We start from the raw sequence: 21,841 nt of genomic DNA, 5'->3' as shown, positions 1-21,841 counted from the left end.
TGCCGGGCTATGGTGGTTTCATCCTAAAATAGTACATGTTATTTATTTTCCTCCTTGCAGCAATAGAAAAAGAGAGCGATTGCTCTCTTTACATATACATAATATTTTAATTTATTTTTCTAAGTTTAATGTTCCATATCCCAAAAGATTGTATAAGCTTGGACATGATTTATATTATTAAATAAAGGACCGGCAGTAAAACCCTTCATCCAGTATGGACTTTTCCTATCTAATGCCAGTCTTTCGCCATCATCCATTGCAGCTTCTATCGTTGGATAAACACCATAACCTCCTTTATAATTCAAAATCGCATTACAAGGTTTGTAAGGATCTTTTCCTAACGGACATAATTTCCCATCATCTTTCTTATTACCGGAAGGTTTATCCGTTTTATTTCCTGAAGAAGACGTATCATTCTTAGCAGGTGCCTTATTTGTGCTATTTGATTCATTAGATTTATTCGTATTGTTTGTAATATTGGTGTTGTTGTTATTAGACTGTCCCGAAACATTCGATGTATTAGAATTGCTAACTCCATTATTTGTAGGTTCACTTACAGGTCTCACAACCTTCTTTTTCTTTACCACAACTTTGAAGCTTTCTTTTGCTTCATTACCATTTACATCTTTTGCAAATACCATCACTTCATAGGTTCCTGCTTTTTTTGTGTTCAGTTTGCCGCTATCTATATAATAACCATTCTTTTCAGTTTTCTTATCACTATATGCTAAATCACCATCTACAGGATCTTTTACAGTTTTTATATTATTTCTAACATCGTATTTCTCGCCTGCATTTAGAGTAACAACTTTTTTCTTAAACTTTATGATTGGATATGCGGTATCCTCAACATCTATCACCATTTGTTTTTCAAGAGTTCTGCTTCCATCTGTAAATGTAACTTTCACTTCTTGTCGTCCTATTTTATTAATATCTAGATCCTCAATCTTAGAAACGCTCACATTCTTGTTCGATTTCTTAGCATCAATCAAAACATTCTTATGAATCGCATGACCATACTCAATAACGATGTTGTCATTTATCGTTACATCAAGCTCTGGTGTACAGCCAATACAGAACACACATAAAATGAAAAGATATCTCAACTTTTTCATATTCTCCCTCCTATACCATCACTATATCATATTTCCTTACTTTTCTATAATATAATTTCCATAATAAAATTCTTATAAAATCTTCATGACTCAGCCTGAACACTTTTTGACATTATCATTGTAACATGGAAAGATGTGCAGAAAACTTGCAATTCACTGGCAAAAAACTCGCAAAAAAAAGACACACACGAATTATGCATGTCTAGAAGTCAATTTATTTTACTTCAATAATCTTCATGGTATTTGTTGCACCATTTCCAACAGGATATCCCGCAACTATAATAATTGTTTCGCCAACTTTGATTCCATGTTCTTTAGCAATTGCACGTGCCAGTTCACATTCATTGTTCTGATTATTTGCAATTTCAGAAAGAACAGTTGTAACACCCCAGTTCATAGCTAATGAACGTTGTGTCTTTTCATCGAAAGTAACAGCAATTACTGGTGCCTCCGGACGGAATTTAGAAATACGGCGTGCCGTTGTACCACTCTGTGTAAAAGCAATTACCGCAGCAACATCCAATGCCATAGCTGTATCTGCTACAGAAATAGCGATTGCATCATTTTTTGTACGCTGTGAAGTTTTAATACTTGCTTTTAAACGTTCACGATATGGTAACGTTGGTTCCATCACCTTAGCAATGCGATCCATCGTCTGTACAGCTTCAATTGGATAAGCGCCGGCAGCTGATTCACCACTCAGCATAATTGCATCTGTTCCATCTAACACAGCATTGGCAACATCACTTGCTTCTGCACGTGTAGGGCGTGGATTTCCTTGCATACTTTCTAACATATGTGTTGCTGTAACAACTGGTTTTCCCATTTCATTTGCCGTTTTAATAATCTGTTTCTGATAAATTGGTACTAATTCCAATGAAACATCAACACCTAAGTCACCTCTGGCAACCATAACACCATCCGCAACATCTAAGATTTCTCTTAAATTATCGAAACCTTCTTGATTCTCGATTTTTGGAATAATCTGAATATCTGGTTTTCCTTCTTCACGAAGAATTTTACGGATTGCCAACACATCTTCTTTACGTCTAGTAAAAGATGCAGCGATATAGTCAACACCCATTTTACATCCGAAACGGATATCAGCATCATCTTTTGCAGAAATAAACGGCATGCTTAAACGCACTCCTGGCAAGTTACAGCCTTTTCTGCTTTTCAATGTATGTGGATTCTCGATACGGCATTTTAATTCGCCTTCTCTTTTTTCAAGAATTGTCAGACGGCATTTACCATCATCAATTAAAATCGTTCCATTCACTTCTACATCGTTAAATACTTCTGGACATTGAATGTGGAATTTTTCATGTGTTCCCAACATTTTTTCACGTACGATGGTAATAATTTCTCCTGTTTCATACGTTTCAGATCCATTTTCAAAGTCACCTAAACGAACCTCTGGTCCTTTTGTATCTAATAAGATTGCAACATTCTTTCCTGTTTCTTTAACAACTTCGCGAATGTTTTTGATACGGTTACCATGTTCTTCATAATCCCCGTGAGAGAAGTTCAAACGGATGATATTCATACCGTTTTCAACCAGCTTCGTCATCATTTCTTTGCTTTCGGATGCTGGCCCGATCGTACAAATAATTTTAGTTTTTCTGTTTTCAATCATAAACTGTTTCCTTTCCTAATAACCTATTTACCTTTTATATGCTATACCAGACGCTCAAACAGATTCTGCAACTTCTTACGTGATTCTCTTGGCGTATTCAATGCCTCTTCAATAGGAACTGCAATAATCTGATTGTCTTTAATGCTGACACATTGTCCTCCAATACCCTGCATCAGCAAATCAACTGCTTTTTCACCCATACGGCTCGCTAACACACGATCCGTCGGTGTTGGTGATCCTCCACGCTGTACGTGGCCTAACACGGTGGCTCTGCCGGAAAACCCGGTATTTAAACTTACCTTCTTGGCAAATTGGTGAACATCGGTAATTTTTTCTGAAATCACAACAATTGCATGACGTTTCTTTTTGATCAAATCTAAATCACGCAATCTCTCCAGCACTTCGCCTTCCTCAAAGCCGGTTGAAGATGTAATAACGATTTCAGCACCGCACGCAATGCCTGACCAAATGGCCAAATCACCACAGCGGTTTCCCATGACTTCAACAATGGAGCATCGATGATGAGAGCTTGATGTGTCTCGCAATTTATCGACTGCTTCAACTATTGTCGTTAAGGCTGTATCAAAACCAATCGTAAAGTCCGTACAAGTGATGTCATTATCAATTGTGCCAGGTAAACCGATACAATTAATACCCATTTCAGTCAGTGCTAAAGCACCACGATAGGAACCATCACCACCGATAACAACGATTGCTTCTATTCCACGTTTTTTCAGCTGCTGCACTGCTTTTTCGCGTACATCCGGATCTTTAAATTCCGGCAATCTAGCAGAGCCTAGAATCGTTCCGCCGCGATCGATGATCTCACCGACACTGGCTTTTGTTAAAGGTTCAATATATCCCTCTACCATACCCTTGTATCCATCATAGATACCAAAGACTTCGATTCCACTGTTCAGTGCAACTCTTGTGACGGCGCGAATTGCTGCGTTCATTCCCGGTGCATCTCCACCAGAAGTTAAAACACCTATGCGTTTTACCATAAAAATTCCTCCATTCACGGTTATTATGATACCATTTTCTTACAATTTTTACTAGCATTTATTTCCTTCTTGAATTACCTTTTACAAAAATTTCAGTTGATAATGTAGAAATTCGCTCTAAAAGCCGTTCTGCAGCCATTGGCTCCATCTGTTTTCCATTACCCAGTGCCCATTTTTCCTTTAATTCCTGCATCCGATAATTACTTGTAAAAATTGTTAATTTCTTACCTTCCATACGCCCATCTAAGATAGGCAATAGGATATCATCACGACTCCATGAGGTAACACTTTCTCCACCAATATCATCCAAAACTAAAACATCTACATGCCGTATACTAGCCAGTTTTGCTTCCATAGCTAGCGGTTCTTGAAACATCATTTTTAAATCAGATATGAGCTTTGGTACATTGACAAAAGATACACTACGCTTTTTTTTCGCAAAATAATTACACATACCGGCGGCTAAATAGCTTTTCCCTGCTCCCGGTTTCCCCCATAAGTATAACCCTTTTGAGCTATCTTCATCCATGATGGTCTGCAATACCTGCATGACAACGCCTTTATATTCACCGCTTTCTTCTTTTAGATCCAGTTTTGCCAGATCCACACATAAATAGGATTGTGGCATATCACATTGGCGATATTGTTTTTCATGCGCATATAACTTTTGTTGTTCGATTTGATAATGACAAGGCACCAGTACATTTTGTAAGATACCATCATAGCGTAACTCCATACGTGTTCCTGTCATCGGTTGACGACAAAAGCTTATGCCCTGGCAATGCTCACATTTCTTCATTACATCGCAATAATCTTGAAATCTTCCACTATGTGCTTCGACAAAAGCAGCAGTTTGATCATACTGTTTCAGCCATTGTTTAATCTGTGGTTGCTTTATAAGAGCAGCCACACGCTTTTGTTTTGCTTTTTTTTGTTCTTCACTTAATGTGAAGGAAAACTCCACAGGTTCCATCATTATTCACCTCGCAGTCGCTCCATCATCTCTTCTAATTCTTTATCATCTACCGTCTTGTTAGCCTTTTCACTGCCTTCATCCTCTTGTTGAAACCATTCCGGCAGTTCCTTCTTCTTTGTTTTAATTGGTTTTTGTTCTTCTTCCTTAATATGTGCTAATGCTTTTTCACTCGTATCAATGTTTAAACGTACCCAAACACTAGCGATTTTTTCAACATATGACTTACTGAAACGCTGATTTGTTTTTTCCAATACATATTCAATCAATACATTTACAACTTCTGGTTTCATCTTAAAATCAGTGATTAGCGTTTCTATCAAATAGGCATCACTGCGGCTAACTTCAATCCCATGCTGCTTACTTTGTAAAAAGCGCACCGGTGGTAAAGCATATGGATTTTTCACATCAAGATCAACCATAACACTGCGTTTGGCATTGCGCACCTTACGTTTCAATAGTTCGGCATTTAATGTATTATCTTTTAAATTCATACTTTGCGATACATATTTTCGCATATCCATTTCTGAAATACCATGAATAGTGGCCAATTCTCCAATTAAGCGAAGATTTTTTTGATTGCGACAGGTAAGCGGAAACAGTGTTTTTGAATATCCTGTTAAAAAGCGATCATAATTGAAACTTAATGGAATATCGCTCATCCGCTGCATATCATCCTCATCTGGCTTTAATTTCTGAAAATTCTCTTCTTCACTGTCTTTCCACTGATCTTTAATGATATTTTCAAAAGGCATGGTGATTTCCTGATATTCTTCCTTATCTTCCAAATCATGAGCAAAGCACAGTTTATTGAATTCATATACCTGTTTTCCCATTTGTTTAAGATATAAACGGCCAAACACCTCATGTCGTAAGAATGTATTACCTTCTTTTGGCATGAATACCTGATAAACATATTGATCATCAACAGCACGATAATACGTTTTTACTAACAGATATTGTTCCAAAATATGGCGATTTTTCTCAATGACCTCTTTGCTGAGACCACTGATTTTTTCTATCAAGAGATGATTGCGTATTTTTTGGTTTCTTGTGCCAATGGCAACCATGGTGCTATAAAGTATCGCTGCATCTTGACCAATCAAAGGATAATACAGCATGACAAACGCAGCATGGCGTTCCTGTGTCATTTCGCCGATGACTTCAATGCGGCATTTCGTCATAGCCCCCACAGCATCACCTCCTAATTACTTTCAGTATATCACAAATCTGCCTTTCCAGATTTTCTTTATTCGAATTATTATACAAAACAACATCCGCTTTCGCTATCTTAGCTTCTTGCGACATTTGATGTGCTAAGCGTCGCTTCGCCTCTGCTTGTGATATATGACGATACTTCATCAAACGTTCTAATAAAAGCGAGTTTTCACAAGCCACGACCCATACAGCATCAAAAAAGGCTTCCCAACCTACTTCAAATAGCAATGGTACTTCAACAACAACGATTTTCTCATCCGCATGTAATAAGAGTTCCTGCTCAATTTTGGCTTTGATCAAGGGATGCAAGATGGCTTCAGCCTGTTGTTTATGTAAAGGATCTTTAAAAATTAAATCACTCATGAGCTGTTTATCAAGCTCTTCATGCTCATCTAGCAATTGATTACCAAAAGTCGCTATTAGCTTAAGATAACCTTCTTCTCCTTTTTCAAGGAGCTTCGCATTGATAGCATCACAATCTAAAACGGTAATACCTTTTTCTTTTAATATTGCGATCACACTGGATTTACCAGCTCCCATCACTCCGGTCAAACCTATTTTTTTCATCGTTTTCGCTGGCATGTCGGACAATAACAGGTACCTCTGGTCGCTACTGTTATTTTTTTGATTTCTCCTTGACATACCGGGCATTTCTCTCCTTTTTTCGCATGTACTTTTAATTTCAATTGAAACCTTCCATCCACGCCAAGACTTGAGGTGTAAGAACGTATTGTCGTACCTCCATAACGAATAGCCCCCTGTAAGATTCTTCTCGTTTCCTGCAACAGCCGTTCAAAATCTTTTTTTCGTAAATGATAAATCTTAGTTTCTGGATGCATACCTAGTGCAAAGCAAATTTCATCAGCATAAATATTACCAATTCCTGCAATTACGCTTTGATCCAGTAGAGCAGCTTTTAATACGATCTTTCGTTTATGTAATGCATGATATAAATAAGTGGGTGTTAAACGTTCATCAAAGGCATCTAAGCCAATATTTTGAAAGCATGGATACTGATGGATATCCTTACGTTTCTCATATAAATACATTTTGCCGAATTTGCGAGTATCATGATAGCGCAATTGTCTGCCATCCTGTAAATCAAACAGCACATGCACATGCTTATCATAAGGCTCATCACTTTTTTGAATATAAAACTTCCCTTCCATGCGCATATGGGCAATCCACATCATGGAACCTAAATCAAATAATAAATACTTACCATAACGTTCATAATGCTGAATCGTTTTGCCTTTGATCTGTGCACAGAACGTTTGGGGTGTAGGATAAGCAATAATGTTATCCCATAATACATGACAATCCTTGATCGTCACATTGCCCAGTTGATGTTCTAAGGTCCTGACTACAGTTTCTACCTCAGGTAATTCTGGCATATCTTCACCTACTTTGCATCATACCAACTCTTGCCGATATTTGCTTGTGCAATGAGCGGTACTTTTAATTTCATAACATTTTGCATGCCTTCTTCTACAATTTGTGTCATCTTATCAATTTCATCTTCACATACATCAAAGATAAGCTCATCATGAATCTGTAAAATCATACGCGATTTCACCTTTTCTTCCTGCATTTTTTGATAGATGTGTATCATCGCCATTTTAATCAGATCTGCAGCGCTTCCTTGTATTGGTGCATTCATAGCCGCCCGTTTTCCAAATTCACGCATCATATAATTTTTATCTGCTATCTCTTTTATGTAACGACGTCGATTATATAATGTTTTCACATAGCCATGTTCTTCACAGTAAGCAATAGTCGCATCCATAAAGGTTTTGATCTTCGGATAGGAAGCAAAGTATTTTTCAATAAAGGTATGAGCTTCTTTCCGTGAAATGCCCAATTGCTCACTTAGACCGAAATCACTTTGTCCATAGACAATACCAAAATTCACGGTTTTCGCACTGCGACGCATATTGGCATCTACTTCATCATGTGAAACATCAAATATTTGCATGGCTGTTTTGGTATGAATATCGATATCATGGTTAAACGCATCGATCATCTGTTCCTCATCTGCCATATGTGCCAACATCCGCAATTCAATCTGTGAATAATCAGCAGATAACAGAACATGTCCCTCACTTGCCACAAAGGCTTTGCGGATACCTTTTCCTTCTTCATTACGTACGGATATATTTTGTAAATTAGGTTCTGAAGACGATAATCGTCCCGTCTGTGTCTGAATCTGATTGAAAAGCGTATGTATTTTCCCATCTGCCAAAATATGTTTTGCCAAACCGATTGCATATGTACTATAAATCTTCTGATATTTGCGATGCTCCAACAACAGAGGAATGATTGGATGTACATGCACAAGTTTTTCTAAGACATCGGCTGCTGTACTACGTTTCTTGCCTGCCTTTAAACCTAATTCATCATACAATACAGATGCCAACTGCTTAGGTGAATTGATATTGAACTCCATCCCTGCTATTTCATAAATCTGCAAACTTAACGCGTTGATCTTAGCTTCTGTTTCATCGGCAATTTTTTGTAAAACTGCCTTATCACAATATACGCCTTCTTTTTCCATGGCATACAATACGCGCGTTAATGGCATCTCAATTGTATCAAACAAATCCTTCATTTCCATTTCTTGCAAGGTTTCATCTAATAAAGCTACAATACTATATAAATTTTCTGCCTGCAACATAGCATATTTGCTTTGTTGCGCAAAATCGATGAGTTTTGGCTTCCCTTTTTTGCCATAGATATCCTCTTTATGAATACTTTGATCAAAGTGATATTTTTCTGCCAACTTCTCATAATCAGAAATGGTTTGATCAACTAAAAAGGCTGCCAGCATAATATCAAAGTTCACATCTGCTGCGATTAGGTTATTTTTATGACAAGCATGATAGAAGTTTTTCGCATCATAAACCGCCTTGTCATTTTTTGTAGCTAGATACTGTAAAAACGCCGGATCTTTTCTTGCATCTTCTAAAGTGATGTATTCATTTTTATTTTCTTTGCTTAATGCAAAACCATATAATGTAGCATCATAATAATTTTCATTATCGATATCTGCATAAACAACACTATGTCCATCATAAAATGCTTCTGATATCTTTTGCACTACTGCATAGGTTCCATCACGCGTTACCTCTTCTTTTTTACGTGTATTTTTTGCAAAACTATTCATTTCATATTTTATATAAAAATCATGCAGTTCTTCTTTGGGAGGCTGCAGCATCAACGCTGTAATATCAATAGGCAAGGTTTCATCGGTTTTAATTGTTGCCAGATATTTTGATAAAAAGGCTTTTTCCCTATCTGTTTCCAATTTTTCTTTCAGTTTTCCTTTGATTTCCTCAATGTGAGCATAAACATTATCAACGGTATCATATTCCTTTAACAGTTTTAATGCTGTCTTTTCGCCAATACCTTTTACCCCTGGGATATTGTCTGCACTATCTCCCATCAATGCTTTCAAATCGATAATCTGTGAAGGCTTAATCCCCATTGTCTCCATCAATTTTTCTTCATTCATGACCTCAATTTCACTGATACCTTTTTTCATTAGATAGACATCGGTCGTAGGATCAATCAATTGTAATAAATCTCGATCACTTGATAAAATATGAATCTCTAATTCAGGATGCTGTCGTGCCATGCAGCCTATGATATCATCTGCCTCAATACCATCGCATTCATAACGCTGTAAACCATACGCATCCAAATATTCACGAGCAATTGGAAACTGCACGATCAATTCTTGATCTAATTCTTTACGTGTCCCTTTATACTCCGTATAAGTTTCATGGCGAAAGGTTGGTTTTCCACTATCCCAAGCCACTAACACCATATCCGGATGTATCATATCAAAGGCTTTATTAATCATTGTGATAAAGCCATATACTGCATTTGTCGGTATTCCATTGCTGGTTTTCATCATGCGTCCATATACGGTTGCATAATAGGCACGAAACAGCATGGAATTTCCATCAATTAATAATAGTTTTTTCATAAGCTCCTCCATATTTATTTACATTGCTTTCGATAGCATGCATTTTTATCTTTTCTTGATTATTTTACCACGTCATAGCACTTCTAGCACGCTTTCTACTTGGAAAGTAAGAAAACTTTATCCTGCTATAACACTGCTGATTGCTCTTTTTTATATGACAATCCACTACATCTTTGCTTCTTAATGAATCTTTCTTTTATGATTTCATGATGCATTTCTAAACAAAACATGTTGCAATGCCTTTACATCTTCTTCTTTATATCCTTATCCATGAGAGCGAATGGAACATGCTTAATTTGCATAGTATTACAGCAAACGCAAGAAAAAGGTCGTGTTGACCTTTTACGATGCAATGGATTCTAAGGTTTCCAAATTTTTATACATGATCGACATATAGTCTTTTCCAGCCTTTTGATCACTTTCTTTTAAACTGGATACATTATTTAACTCAACGGGAATTAAACCAAGCTCCTGGATTAATTTTTCTCTGAGCCTTACCATATCTTCTGGCAAATTAGATTCCATTGCCATATAACGCACATGATCATTTCGAATACGCTTTTTTATGATTTCTAACTGATCCTTGGTTGGCAAGGCACCATATTTTGATAAAATGACCGGATATACTTCTATACCATAAGACTTCTGCCAATTTCCAAAACTTGGCGTCATGGATACAAAAGCAATATTTTTATGCTGATCGTGAATACTTTGAAAATCGGCATCTAAACGAGCAAGATCCATTTCCAATTGATCATAATTTTCATCAAAGATCTTCTGATATACCGGATATTTATCAACCAGATAATCGCGTATATCACTCGCCATGCTGGTCATGGCAACCGGATCCATCCACAACATAGGGTCATTATCATAAGTTTCTACACTGTCAAAACTTTCTCCTTCATAATAAGGCGACTCTACGATAGCACTGACATCATTTACATAGGTCGTTGTATATCGTTGAAATTTATAGATAGCACTTTTAGTAGCCAAATCTACCATATCCGTCTCTTTACGAATATCATCCGCATACATCTGCATATAAGGCTCTAAGGAGCCAATGTAAAACAATGCATCTGCAGATGCTAGAATATCCTTATAATTCGCTTTGATCTGTGCTCGTTGGATCATTGTATTTTCGCTTATATCCTGACTTTTTACATTATCAGCGCCAATGCGTTCTACTAAATACTGTACTGGATATACAGTGGTTGCAACACTTGGCGTTTTTTCTTCACAACCGCTTACTAAAAGAATGCTCAGCAAGGAAACAAATAGTAATTTCTTTTTCATAAGGTCTATGCCTCCTTGCCTCAAATTATAACATAATTCGCAACTATCGCCTACTCCTGTTTTCAAAGAAATACGACTTCAGCCACTCTTCCTCTTTCATCCATCCGCGCGAACATTTTAAGATATTATAGCGTCCCCGATATAAGTCATGATGCTCATGGAAAAGAGGCGGATAAGGGATTGGGTGCAGCAAACGATAATGATAGAAACGCAGTGTATCACAAGGCAAATTTTTCCAAGCGACATATTGTTCACATAGTAAACAGATGCACAATAACCACATCGAAATACCCTTACAAAAAGAAGAACACATAAAGAAAAGCAACAGCAAAAAGCTGCCGAAATAACAAATGCGATTCGCAGTTTGAAACGGAAAAAAGCAATGCAAAAAATTTTGTAACAGACGTGCTCCGTCCAAAGGATAAATCGGCAATAAATTAAATACAAGCAATGCGGCATTGATCTGTAACAGATACGTATAAAATGCCAGTGATAAAACACCTTGTTGATACAGAAAGGAAAGAAGCAATGGCTGTAACATATGAGTGAATGGACCGGCTGCTAATATAAGTGTTTCCTTGATTAAGCTGCCATAGCCAATATAAGATATTTGAGCGGCCAAACCAAAAGGATATATGATAATTTTTCGAATTGGATAATGAAAAAGCCGGGCAATCAAAATATGCGCCAGCTCATGAATGGTCAACATCATAAAAATATACAGAACGATTTTTTGCATAGGTACGATCCGTAATAGGAACAGATATGGCAACCATAAAATGGATATACTAAACGGAATTTTCCGCAAGACCTTTTTCATAGGAAATCTCCTTATTATCTTTTAGAAAATCAATCGTTATATGATTTTCATACGTGCCTAGCATCTTCCCTTTCAGAATACGTTCATCAGCCTTTACATTGACTTCTTTTAAATGTCCATAGGTTGTCACAACACCATTATCCTGTTTTAAAGATACACTGCATTCTCCAGAATCACTCCGTTGTACATGCAGTACTACACCATTAAAAACCGCATATGCACTATTTGTGCCATTTTGATATTGATTATCCTTGATTGGCGTATAGGCAGGTGCAGCACTGACAGCTTCTTCTTTTAAAGAAAACCAATTATCAAAAGGTATCCATTGTGTCAGTGAATCCAATTTGAAATTTTGAATATATGCCGGCATCTCGATCAGCTTCAGCTTGGCATTTAACATTAACGCCAACACGACCACACAAATCCCCATTGCCAGCATCACCGTATGATAAAACAGGCGAAATAGGGAGAATGAGTGTTCCTTTTCTGTTGCTTGTGTTCCTCTTCGTTTACGTATACGTTTTCTTACATCATTCAGATCGCTCATATCATCCCTCCTACAATACAGCATATGCAAAAACATAACCAACTAGAACAGGGTAACAGGATAAAAAAAAGAGGAAATGCATCCTCTTCTTGGTGTTATGTAGATGGTGTATCGTCTATTTCTGTTTTCATCGCCTGATTAAAGGTGCTATGTTCATGACGTTGTTGATACAATTCACTCGTTGTTTTAATAGCAATCACAAGTGGTACAGATACCATGATGCCGACGACATTGCCAATAACTCCTCCGGCAAATACCGCAAATAACGTAATTAACGGTCCTAATGCACTTCGTTTCTCATGAACAATTGGCGAAATGACATAGTTATCCACGTTGCTTAATACGATAATACCAATGATCAAGGCTGCCAAATTGCTTGATGGAAGTGTCAGCCCGGTCAAAATACCGATAGCATTTGCCACAGTACCGCCAATATAAGGGATTACCGCGCCAAGTGCTGAAATGATTCCAATAATCAGCCAGTCATGATGACCGACACAGTAATAAAAGGCACAATATTCAACAAAACGAATCAAAATCAATAAGGCCATGCTTTTTAAATAAACCGTAACATTTTCATCAATCTCATGTAAATAAATATCACTGTTTGGAATAAACAAATGAAAAGCTTTTTTCACATAACCTTTCATACGGTCAAAATCAAACAGCATATAAATGGCAATGATGATCGTAAATAAAATATTTGTCACATAATCCAAAATCGTACTCATCCAAGATGGCAGGCTTGATACAAGTCCCGGCATCCAATCATCATAAGCTTCCAGCAATTTAATGATATTGTCGGTTAGACTATTCACAAGTGAGAAATCTTTTAGATTACCAATTTCTTTAATCTTAAAGCTGATCCATTGCACACCTTGAATCAAGGAAGAAATGAATTCATTGATTTTCGCATATAGCATAGGCAGCAATAAGACAATCAATATCACCAAAATCACCAAAATGATGATCCATAGCAGTAAGATACTGAAATTTTTATTTAACCCTTTTGCCTTCATATATAAAACAAGCGGATTCATGATGTACGCCAAAGCAAAGCCATATAAGAATGGCTGTAAAACACTATAAGCAATACTCATCCAATTTCCCCAAATGCGCTGTGTCTGCATGAGCAGAAACAAAATGATCAAGACTCCGATGATCTTCGCCATCGCATATAAAGAGAACCGCTCATCTATTTTCCTTAATATTTTTTTCAGCATTTGAACACCTAGCTTTCTATTTGTTATTTTATCATGAACATCGTAAAAAAACTAGGAAGTTCGCCATTATCCAAACAGTTTTGCCAATATTGTTTTGGAACGATATTTTGGCAAAGCGCTGGTTTCGCCTAACAAACGCTTTACGATACAGTGAAAACAACTGTATAATTGGCTATCCTTTCGTCTTGTTAAAGGTGTTCCATGATTGTTTGCACGTATCATTTCCTCATCTTCAAACACATATCCTAAAAAATCCACTGCTAGCCATGACTTTGCTTCTTCTAATGTTATACAGATGCCTTTTTCAATAAGTCTTGGCTGCATGCGATTCACGATAAAAGAAATTTCTTCCATTCCTTCTTTCATTAGAATACCAATGACACGATCAGCATCCTGCAATGCTGTGACATCTAATGTTGTGACAACAATTGTCTTTTTGACACAGGCAATGGCCTGTAAAAAGCCACTTTCAATTCCAGCCGGAGCATCTAAGAGCACAAAATCAAATTTCTGCTTCAACGCCTCAACGATATGAGGCAACTCATGTTTTGGAAATTGATCAATATGGATAGTCTTACAGGCAGGCAACAAATATAAATTCTCTTCCCGTTTATCCTTGATGATGGCTTTTGCCAACGTACAGCGCCCATCTAACACATCCTTTAAATCAAAAATGACCCGATGTTCTAAACCAAGCATGATATCTAGATTTTTCAATCCCAGATCCATATCAATCATACAAACCGTAAAGCCTCTTTGAGCTAATAATGTTGCGATGTTTATGACGGTACTACTTTTCCCTACACCGCCTTTTCCGGAAGTTATTGCAATTGCCTCTCCCACATTCTCTCCTCCTTTAGTTGTTTCAGTTTCACTGTGCAATGCTCATAATAAACCTCTGCTGGTGAAAAAGATGTCAGATTTTGAAAGCGACTGTCACAGATGCGCACATTCCCTTGCATAGCTGAAACGTATAATTGACAATGGGCATGCAAAAGGTCCACACTCCCATACATATTTCCTAACACATACAAAGAAGCTTCGCTCACAACATAAGCCTGCTGTTCAATGGTGCCTAATAAAAGGATTGGCTCATGAAAGTGATAATGCTCTCCATTCCCTAACGTTTTCTGCAAAATCTTGATTCGCGGTTTTTCTGTTTCTACATTGCAGCCTTTCATGATGATATGACATTGTTCACAAACTTGCAAAATAGCAAGAAATTGCGCATCATTGATCTTTGGCAAATGAAAAAAGACTGCAAGCGCAGATGTATGGAAAATACTACATTGCAGCAGTCTATGATGTAATTCTTGTAAGCATGCATCAAAATCGTCAAATTCGACAAACACATGATAATCCTTATTTATTCCTTTGATTTTAATCTGAACCATTCGACCTTTTCCCCTTTTCGTATCCGACGGGCTTTCATTTCCAGATAATCGTCTTTGATTTTGATCAAATAAACAATGACCATCGCTAAGATAGCATTCGCAAGTAGGGTCAATAATTCATAGCGTTCTGCCCAAAGTGTCAAAGACATTTCTGTCATTCGCTGAAAGCTCATGTAGAAGTATATCAAAAGGTCTTTGACGAAAATTGTCACAATTGCTAGAATTAACGATTCTATTAAGGTATCGGTCATATGCTTGCTCCAAAGATGTAGCAGGCAGGCAACCAGAGTATAAACAATTGCATAAATCAGAAATGTATTCGCAAAACAGAAATCATAGATCATTCCACAGCCAAAGGCAAACAAACAGGTGTCTATCAGATTAAACTTGCGAACAGTGAGAATCATTGCACAAAAACCCAAGTTTGGAATAAACATCAATGTATCTACCAAATAAGAGTTGGGAAATAAAATCATCAAAACTTCATCGATTAGAAAACAGAAAACAACAAAGAGAAGATGTGTCATATCACTTCTCCCCCTTTGCGCCTGTAATTACACGCACCAACGTGAATTCTTGAAAATCATCAACCGGACGTACATAAATAGTCTGTCCACTTTGATTACTTAAAGCTTGAATAGAATCGACATTACCAATCAACAAGCCGCTAGGATATCCTCCACCCATGCCACTTGTAATGACCTGCATGCCTTCCTTCACTTTATCCGTATCATCATATAAATATATGACATACATGCCACGCTTGATATCATAACTTTGCAATACGCCATCAACACTTGTCTTCTTATCAATATTGATCTTAATGGAAGCTGTCGTCGTCTTGTCTTCACTCGTTAACAACTTCACGACACTGGTATGATTTGACACACTGGCAACCTTGCCGATCATACCATTTACCGATTCGACTGCCATGCCTTCCTTAACACCATCTCTTTTTCCAATATCGATGGTAATAAGATTATTCCAACTTGCCTGATCACGGGAAATCACATGTGCCCATGTCATGGTATATTTATCTTCGCTCTTTTGCAGTTTCAAAGCCGCTTCTAGTTCTGTGTTCTTACGGCGTTCGTCATCATATTTTGCCTTGTAAGAAGGATTTTGGCTAAGTTCATAGCGTAGTAAATCATTTTCTTCCTTCACGCTCCACAAATTTGCCAAATCTTGCAGCCAATCTTTTGCGGTCATTACCGGATGATCGATCAGCGCATATTTCAGCATACTGATGCCATCATAGCCTAAATTGCTTGTTAGCGTACCACTCATGCTTTTCAAAAGAACACCCAATGCCACAAAGGCCAGGATGATTCCGATTACTATTTTCTGAAGTCGATTAAATTTTGACATCTTATCACCTATTTCGTACCTCTCCATTATAAAGGGTAAAATGAAATAGTTCAATCCATAAGTCGTTTTTGTCGAAAACTTATGTACGTATTCCGTGCAACGATAATATGATCAATCAATGGAATCGCTACCATTTTCCCAGCCTCTTGAATAGCCTTTGTTAATGTGATATCAGCATCACTTGGTGTTGCATCGCCAGATGGATGATTGTGAACGCAAATAATCTTTGCACAGCCTTGTTGCATCGCCTCTTTAAAGATTTCTCGTGGATGGACACTTGCAGAAGTTAATGTGCCCATAAACATAGTACGATAACATAAGACATGATTTCTCTGATCAAGAAACAACACTAAAAAATGTTCTTGTTTAGCATAGCCGATTTCCTGATTCAACCATTCCAAAATATCCTGTGGTTCTTCAATTTGTTCCTTATGCATCACTTTATCAAAAGCAATGCGTCGGCACAATTCAAAAGCGGCATTCAATTCAATGGCTTTTGCTTTTTTAATGCCTTTGATACACATAAGCTCTTGTATACTGGCATTTCCCAGTTCTCCAAGTGTTGCTTTTAATGCTAACACCTTATCTGCCAATTCTAAAGCACTTAGCGATTGCGTACCGCTTCTGAGCAATAATGCTATTAATTCTCGGTTACTCAAAGCGTTTACTCCATACTGAATCGCCTTTTCACGTGGCCGCTCTTCTTCTTTTAATTCTTTAACTTTCATCTTTGATCCTTTCCAGTACTTCACCATATTCTTTTTTATCAATTAGGGTAGCCAACTTCGCATCCGTAATGGTTACACTTTTTTGAATATAGTTGTACTTCTTCTTTTTCAACACAGACTCTACCTTCTTTGTTTGTTTCTCATCAACATCAACACCACAAACAACCGCCGTTGTCTTTCCTTGTTTCCAAACATAAGATGATATGCCTTCCTTTTTCAGCTTTTGTTGCATATCGTCAATACTGTCTTGCTGTTTGTATAACCCCACCTGCACCATATATAATGTCCGTTTTTGTGCTTCTGCATCGGACAGTGTTGTAAACAGTGCATAGTATACGATGGAAAATACTATTGAAAACAATACTGCAAAAAACACAATTAATCGTTTATTCTCCATATGCCTTACCCTCCTACCCTTGTATATGTGTTTTGTGCATGAGAAAATGCCGATACGACAGAAACAGACAAAGAATCCCTTCCGTATACATATACGACGCAATCATGCAAAAAACGTAAAAATTGCGCACATATTTCACCAACAATTTTTTATAAAGGTTATTCCTTACAAGACATATCGTAGAAAGTAGTAAATTCTTATTGACATTTATTTGAAAATAAGTAAAATAATAAAAGTAACCTTGGAGCGTTGGCCGAGTGGTTTAAGGCACCATCTTGGAAAGGTGGCGTAGTGAAAGCTACCGTGAGTTCGAATCTCATGCGCTCCGCCATGGAAATTATCAGCCCCTACTACCGTAAGGTAATAGGGGCTTTTTTTACTTCAGCGTTTTCGTTTACGATGCTCTTTCATCACCGCAAATAACAGCCAACAGCCTAAACCAATAGCTGTAATATATCCGATGAAACCTAATGCCGGAATGCCAAATACTTTTGGGGTCATCTGTGTAGTACACAGTAATGAACTAGCCATTAACAACCCAGCACTGACAATACCAACAGTCAGCTTATTCACCATATGATTAATAGCAGTCATTGGTACATCACTGCCCATGACATCTAGATTAATTTTTAAACGTCCTTTCATAACCATTTGCATGACTTCATATAACTGAATCGGCAATCGCATGCCATAAGTAGTTGCATCATACAATTGTTTGCCATTTTTGGTCAGTTCTTTTTTTAGGTCCCACTTTTTTACCATCTTTCCTGCCACATGATTTGCCGCTATAGAAATAATGTTAATACTTGGATCTACGATTACCATAGTGCTTTCTATCGTGACTAGCCCTCTTGCGAGCATGCTAATACCTTTTGGCATCGATATTTTATGCTTATGTGCAATCGTAAAGATTTCCTGTATCGCTACACCAAGATTGATTTCTGCCAATTCCATTTGTAGATAACGGCGCATAAAGCTTTCCATATCATCATAAAACAAGGCATGATCAATTTTAGCATCATGGATACCTAAAGCCAAAACGACATCCACTAGTTTCTGGGTATCATTATTGCCAATCGCCATGACGGCGTTTTTCATTAAATCTTTATCTTGCTTGCTAAGCATGCCCATCATGCCAAAATCAATCCAGACAATCTTACCATCCCGAATACGCAAATTGCCCGGATGTGGATCAGCATGAAAAAATCCATCATCTACAATCTGTTTGATATAGTTTTCTGCTAACTTAATCGCGATTTCTTTACGGTCATAGCCTTCTTTTTCCAAAACCTCAAATTCATCGATTTGTAAGCCATTAATATATTCCATGACTAAAACACGGCTCGTGCTGTATTCCTCTTCTATCTTAGGAGCACCAATATATTGAATGTCCTCATTAAGGGCAGTAAAACGTTTGGCAAATTTAGCTTCGTTAAGAAAATCCATCTCCTCTTTGGCAGTATGCCAAAATTCATCTAAAACGATATTAATGTCTACTACACTGCCTAATATTTCATTGAGATGTAAAAGTTTACTAGCTCTTCGCACTAATGAAATATCACGTTCCATGGTCGCATAGATGTTGGGGCGCTGTATCTTAGCAACAATGTCTCGTCCATCCTTCAGTTTGGCTTTATGAACCTGAGCGATTGAAGCACTACCTAAAGGCTGTACATCAAAGTCTATAAAAACATCTTCTAGATCCATCCCATATTCTTCTTCGATGACATTACGTACCGTTTCCATATCCATGGGAGCAACATTATCTCGTAGTTTGATAAGTTCTACGCAATATCGCTCTGAAAACATATCCTGCCTTGCTGACATGATCTGTCCGATTTTGACAAAGGTAGGGCCTAGATCTTCTAAAATTTCACGAAATTTTATTGGATCGACACCTTTCGTAATCTGATGCTTTTTTAGGATACTAATGATTTGAGCAAGTCGGCGTTTACTGCTTAGACTCTTATTATTTGTCTTCTTCATCACTCTTTGCTTGCAATTCTTCAATCTTTTCTTTAATTGCCGCAAGTTCTTCCTTGCTCACCTTTTCCAGATCTTTCTTAATACCTTCTGCATCTACAGGAGTACTTAGCTTTTCTTTGACCGCATGTTTTAGTTCTTCATTTAACACTTTTCCCTGCTCTACAGTCAATTCACCTTTTTTAACTAGCTGATCTACTAATTCTTTTGCTTTTTCTGCTGTTGTAGCAGCTGCACCGATTCCGGCAAGAAATACTTTCTTTACATCATCACTAAAATTCAACATAGTAATACATCTCCTTTGGATATTTTTTATTACTTTTATTTTACCACGTTTTCTATGCTTCGGCACAAAGGAAATACTTTTTTCCTTCTGAATGATCTGCTTTCCGTATGATATGTTCCATCTTTTCAACAAAGCCTTAGAAATAGTAGACTTTTCCCTATCTTTTCGTTAAAATGAAACTGGTGATGAACATGAGGAAATATGTTTCTTTCATAAAATTTCTTGATCATGCACATATTGCTTATAACGAGGTACGCATCGTGAAACAGCCATCTTATCTAAAACGTTATTTCGAGCAATATAAAGCATATTATAAATTATTTTTGATTGGGCATAATTATGCGGGTGAGTATGAAAAATTGGAAGAAGATCTCAAAAATGTGACAAGCAAATTAACATAATTTGTCTTTTCTTTCATTCAATGTTAAAATAAGCTGCATTGGAGGCGATAATTTGAAACGATTTCGATGGATGGCAATCATCGTAGCTATGCTTATGGTATGCGCAGGCTGCAGTGAAAAAGAAAAACAACCGACACCAACTGATGTAACCAAACAATTTCTGACAGCAATCCAAAAGCAGGATGAAACAGCTTTAAAAACATCTTCTCAATGGAATCTGGCAAGCATGAAATCTTTACAGATGCAAGATGAGGATTATATAGATGGCATTGATCACGAATTGCAAAAAGCTGCACATGATACGATGTATGGATTTCAATTCACGATAAAAAAGGAAACCATAAAGGATAAAAATGCACAAGTCGCTATAATCTTAAAAACAAAAGATATTCGTAATGCTGTAAAAAAAGGGATGAAAGAAGCAGAGAAGAAAGTGGAAAAGCTCAGTAAAGATAAGAACTTTTCTGATCAAAAAGCCCAACAAGAAATACTTACCACGTTATATACTTATATTCGTGATAGTAAAGAAGAAAAAGAGCAAACTGTTACTATTTCCTTACAACAAAATGATGGTGTATGGATCGTGAAAAAGGAAAATCAAGAGTTGGAAAAAGCATTATTAGCTAACGGTGAAGAACTGATTCAATTGATTCAATAAAACAAAAGGCTGTGACAGCGGAGAACATCCGTTATCACAGCCTTCATATTATCTTAAAATCCCATTCCTACCTCTTCAGGAACGCTGGCATTACTTGCCCGTAAAACTCTAACTCCCAGCGCCTTGCACACTTGTAAAAAGTCCGCTTGCAAGCCATCATCCCCATGTTGATACCGATAAGCCATGATTGTATCATGTTCAACATAAATAGCTTTCTCTTTTAATATTTTCGCTAATTTATGAAATGTATGATCCATAGAAAAACTTGGTTTTATCTGACAAATCTTAATCGCATCAAACCCTGCAACCCCATCAAATAATTGACTTGTTAACAAGGCGTTCATAGTTTCATAATAGCGACGATATAAGAAATTAGCATTATACTTATTCCACATCATCTCATAAGATTCATTCCATGAAAAAGCAACATTATCAATAAATTCAATATTGCCGACAAAAACATCATATGGATACGCTTGCTTCAACTGCTCAAGAAAACGTTCGTGTTGCGGCAGATAACTGACACATAGACCGAATTTTATTGCTATTGGGAACTCCTCTTGCTTCATTTCATCAATAAAATTTTGATATTCACAAATAGAGCATTTGGTTATATTATTATACCATTGATTCTGACATGGATAAGTTGCCCGTATTTCCTGATACAACAATTCACATTCTTGAAACTTATAGGTTGGCTCTAACACATAAAGCTCATCAATGTGTTTCTTTTGTGCTACCTTGCTATATTCCATCAACAACGCTTTGCTGTAGGATCCCTGTAAAGATACATGTGCATCTATCAT

Annotated in this window: 23 protein-coding genes and 1 tRNA gene; 3 read left to right on the top strand and 21 right to left on the bottom strand. The window is 37.1% G+C overall.

The genetic code is table 11. The annotated features are described in order from the left end of the window. Nucleotides 1–125: 125 nt before the first annotated feature. The 18 genes from ACESSZ_RS03690 to ACESSZ_RS03605 all read right to left on the bottom strand — a co-directional run bounded on the left by ACESSZ_RS03690 (nucleotide 126) and on the right by ACESSZ_RS03605 (nucleotide 17,707). The gene (locus ACESSZ_RS03690; protein ID WP_008687947.1) at nucleotides 126–1,115 is read right to left on the bottom strand and encodes a hypothetical protein; all 990 of its coding nucleotides are present in this window, start codon (nucleotides 1,113–1,115) and stop codon (nucleotides 126–128) included. 214 nt (nucleotides 1,116–1,329) lie between these two features. Continuing rightward, complete coding sequence (gene pyk, locus ACESSZ_RS03685; RefSeq protein ID WP_008687943.1) at nucleotides 1,330–2,751, bottom strand: pyruvate kinase; 1,422 nt, start codon at nucleotides 2,749–2,751, stop codon at nucleotides 1,330–1,332. A 41-nt stretch (nucleotides 2,752–2,792) separates the two neighbouring features. Continuing rightward, a complete protein-coding gene (gene pfkA / locus ACESSZ_RS03680) occupies nucleotides 2,793–3,755 on the bottom strand; it encodes a 6-phosphofructokinase (RefSeq protein ID WP_008687942.1) in 963 nt (320 codons plus the stop codon). A gap of 58 nt (nucleotides 3,756–3,813) precedes the next feature. After that, nucleotides 3,814–4,731 carry an ATP-binding protein gene (locus tag ACESSZ_RS03675; RefSeq protein WP_008687941.1) on the bottom strand — a complete coding sequence of 306 codons (918 nt, stop codon included), beginning with the start codon at nucleotides 4,729–4,731 and terminating at the stop codon, nucleotides 3,814–3,816. Next, nucleotides 4,731–5,912, bottom strand: a complete 1,182-nt coding sequence (locus tag ACESSZ_RS03670) for a DnaD domain protein (RefSeq protein WP_008978542.1) — start codon at nucleotides 5,910–5,912, stop codon at nucleotides 4,731–4,733. Before ACESSZ_RS03670 ends, ACESSZ_RS03675 begins: the two co-directional genes overlap by 1 nt. A 13-nt stretch (nucleotides 5,913–5,925) precedes the next feature. Next, nucleotides 5,926–6,513: a dephospho-CoA kinase gene (gene coaE, locus ACESSZ_RS03665; RefSeq protein WP_008687939.1), complete on the bottom strand. Its 588-nt coding sequence runs from the start codon at nucleotides 6,511–6,513 to the stop codon at nucleotides 5,926–5,928. Beyond that, nucleotides 6,510–7,340, bottom strand: a complete 831-nt coding sequence (mutM, locus tag ACESSZ_RS03660) for a DNA-formamidopyrimidine glycosylase (protein ID WP_008687938.1) — start codon at nucleotides 7,338–7,340, stop codon at nucleotides 6,510–6,512. The genes coaE and mutM overlap by 4 nt, the downstream gene beginning before the upstream one ends. An 8-nt stretch (nucleotides 7,341–7,348) precedes the next feature. Then, nucleotides 7,349–9,934: a DNA polymerase I gene (gene polA, locus ACESSZ_RS03655; protein WP_008687937.1), complete on the bottom strand. Its 2,586-nt coding sequence runs from the start codon at nucleotides 9,932–9,934 to the stop codon at nucleotides 7,349–7,351. 342 nt (nucleotides 9,935–10,276) lie between these two features. Then, nucleotides 10,277–11,230, bottom strand: a complete 954-nt coding sequence (locus ACESSZ_RS03650) for a metal ABC transporter substrate-binding protein (protein ID WP_008687935.1) — start codon at nucleotides 11,228–11,230, stop codon at nucleotides 10,277–10,279. A gap of 43 nt (nucleotides 11,231–11,273) precedes the next feature. After that, nucleotides 11,274–12,050 (bottom strand): site-2 protease family protein, encoded by a 777-nt coding sequence (locus ACESSZ_RS03645; RefSeq protein WP_008687933.1) that lies wholly within the window; start codon nucleotides 12,048–12,050, stop codon nucleotides 11,274–11,276. Then, nucleotides 12,019–12,597 carry a M23 family metallopeptidase gene (locus ACESSZ_RS03640; RefSeq protein WP_008687931.1) on the bottom strand — a complete coding sequence of 193 codons (579 nt, stop codon included), beginning with the start codon at nucleotides 12,595–12,597 and terminating at the stop codon, nucleotides 12,019–12,021. Before ACESSZ_RS03640 ends, ACESSZ_RS03645 begins: the two co-directional genes overlap by 32 nt. A gap of 95 nt (nucleotides 12,598–12,692) precedes the next feature. Then, on the bottom strand, nucleotides 12,693–13,820 hold the full coding sequence (locus ACESSZ_RS03635) for an AI-2E family transporter (RefSeq protein ID WP_008687928.1): 1,128 nt from the start codon (nucleotides 13,818–13,820) through the stop codon (nucleotides 12,693–12,695). A 66-nt stretch (nucleotides 13,821–13,886) separates the two neighbouring features. Continuing rightward, nucleotides 13,887–14,663, bottom strand: a complete 777-nt coding sequence (gene minD / locus ACESSZ_RS03630; protein ID WP_008687926.1) for a septum site-determining protein MinD — start codon at nucleotides 14,661–14,663, stop codon at nucleotides 13,887–13,889. After that, entirely contained in the window at nucleotides 14,642–15,214 is a 573-nt protein-coding gene (locus tag ACESSZ_RS03625) for a hypothetical protein (protein WP_008687924.1), read from the bottom strand. Before ACESSZ_RS03625 ends, minD begins: the two co-directional genes overlap by 22 nt. Then, on the bottom strand, nucleotides 15,187–15,741 hold the full coding sequence (locus ACESSZ_RS03620; protein ID WP_008687923.1) for a hypothetical protein: 555 nt from the start codon (nucleotides 15,739–15,741) through the stop codon (nucleotides 15,187–15,189). The genes ACESSZ_RS03625 and ACESSZ_RS03620 overlap by 28 nt, the downstream gene beginning before the upstream one ends. Before the next feature lies 1 nt (nucleotide 15,742). Then, nucleotides 15,743–16,582 (bottom strand): rod shape-determining protein MreC, encoded by an 840-nt coding sequence (gene mreC, locus ACESSZ_RS03615; protein WP_008687921.1) that lies wholly within the window; start codon nucleotides 16,580–16,582, stop codon nucleotides 15,743–15,745. A 50-nt stretch (nucleotides 16,583–16,632) separates the two neighbouring features. Further along, nucleotides 16,633–17,310, bottom strand: a complete 678-nt coding sequence (gene radC, locus ACESSZ_RS03610) for a RadC family protein (RefSeq protein WP_008687920.1) — start codon at nucleotides 17,308–17,310, stop codon at nucleotides 16,633–16,635. Next, on the bottom strand, nucleotides 17,300–17,707 hold the full coding sequence (locus ACESSZ_RS03605; RefSeq protein WP_008687918.1) for an SPOR domain-containing protein: 408 nt from the start codon (nucleotides 17,705–17,707) through the stop codon (nucleotides 17,300–17,302). Before ACESSZ_RS03605 ends, radC begins: the two co-directional genes overlap by 11 nt. A gap of 243 nt (nucleotides 17,708–17,950) precedes the next feature. Between ACESSZ_RS03605 and ACESSZ_RS03600 the strand changes: the two genes are divergently transcribed. After that, a tRNA-Ser gene (locus ACESSZ_RS03600) sits at nucleotides 17,951–18,038 on the top strand. A 50-nt stretch (nucleotides 18,039–18,088) separates the two neighbouring features. On the opposite strand, the gene ACESSZ_RS03595 is transcribed toward ACESSZ_RS03600, so the two are convergent. Beyond that, a complete protein-coding gene (locus tag ACESSZ_RS03595) occupies nucleotides 18,089–19,693 on the bottom strand; it encodes an ABC1 kinase family protein (RefSeq protein WP_008687916.1) in 1,605 nt (534 codons plus the stop codon). Beyond that, nucleotides 19,677–19,976: a phasin family protein gene (locus tag ACESSZ_RS03590; protein ID WP_008687914.1), complete on the bottom strand. Its 300-nt coding sequence runs from the start codon at nucleotides 19,974–19,976 to the stop codon at nucleotides 19,677–19,679. The genes ACESSZ_RS03595 and ACESSZ_RS03590 overlap by 17 nt, the downstream gene beginning before the upstream one ends. Before the next feature lie 191 nt (nucleotides 19,977–20,167). Between ACESSZ_RS03590 and ACESSZ_RS03585 the strand changes: the two genes are divergently transcribed. Beyond that, a complete protein-coding gene (locus ACESSZ_RS03585) occupies nucleotides 20,168–20,377 on the top strand; it encodes a hypothetical protein (RefSeq protein ID WP_008978551.1) in 210 nt (69 codons plus the stop codon). Between the two features lie 52 nt (nucleotides 20,378–20,429). Continuing rightward, the gene (locus tag ACESSZ_RS03580; RefSeq protein WP_008687911.1) at nucleotides 20,430–21,035 is read left to right on the top strand and encodes a hypothetical protein; all 606 of its coding nucleotides are present in this window, start codon (nucleotides 20,430–20,432) and stop codon (nucleotides 21,033–21,035) included. Nucleotides 21,036–21,088: 53 nt separating this feature from the next. Here ACESSZ_RS03580 and ACESSZ_RS03575 read toward each other — a convergent pair whose 3' ends face one another. Continuing rightward, nucleotides 21,089–21,841: a PHP domain-containing protein gene (locus ACESSZ_RS03575; RefSeq protein ID WP_008687909.1), complete on the bottom strand. Its 753-nt coding sequence runs from the start codon at nucleotides 21,839–21,841 to the stop codon at nucleotides 21,089–21,091.

Source organism: Eubacterium sp. 3_1_31 (genome assembly GCF_964249515.1).
GTDB classification, from domain to species: Bacteria; Bacillota_I; Bacilli_A; order Erysipelotrichales; family Erysipelotrichaceae; genus Longicatena; species Longicatena caecimuris.
This window is presented reverse-complemented; position numbering and strand designations above follow the sequence as displayed.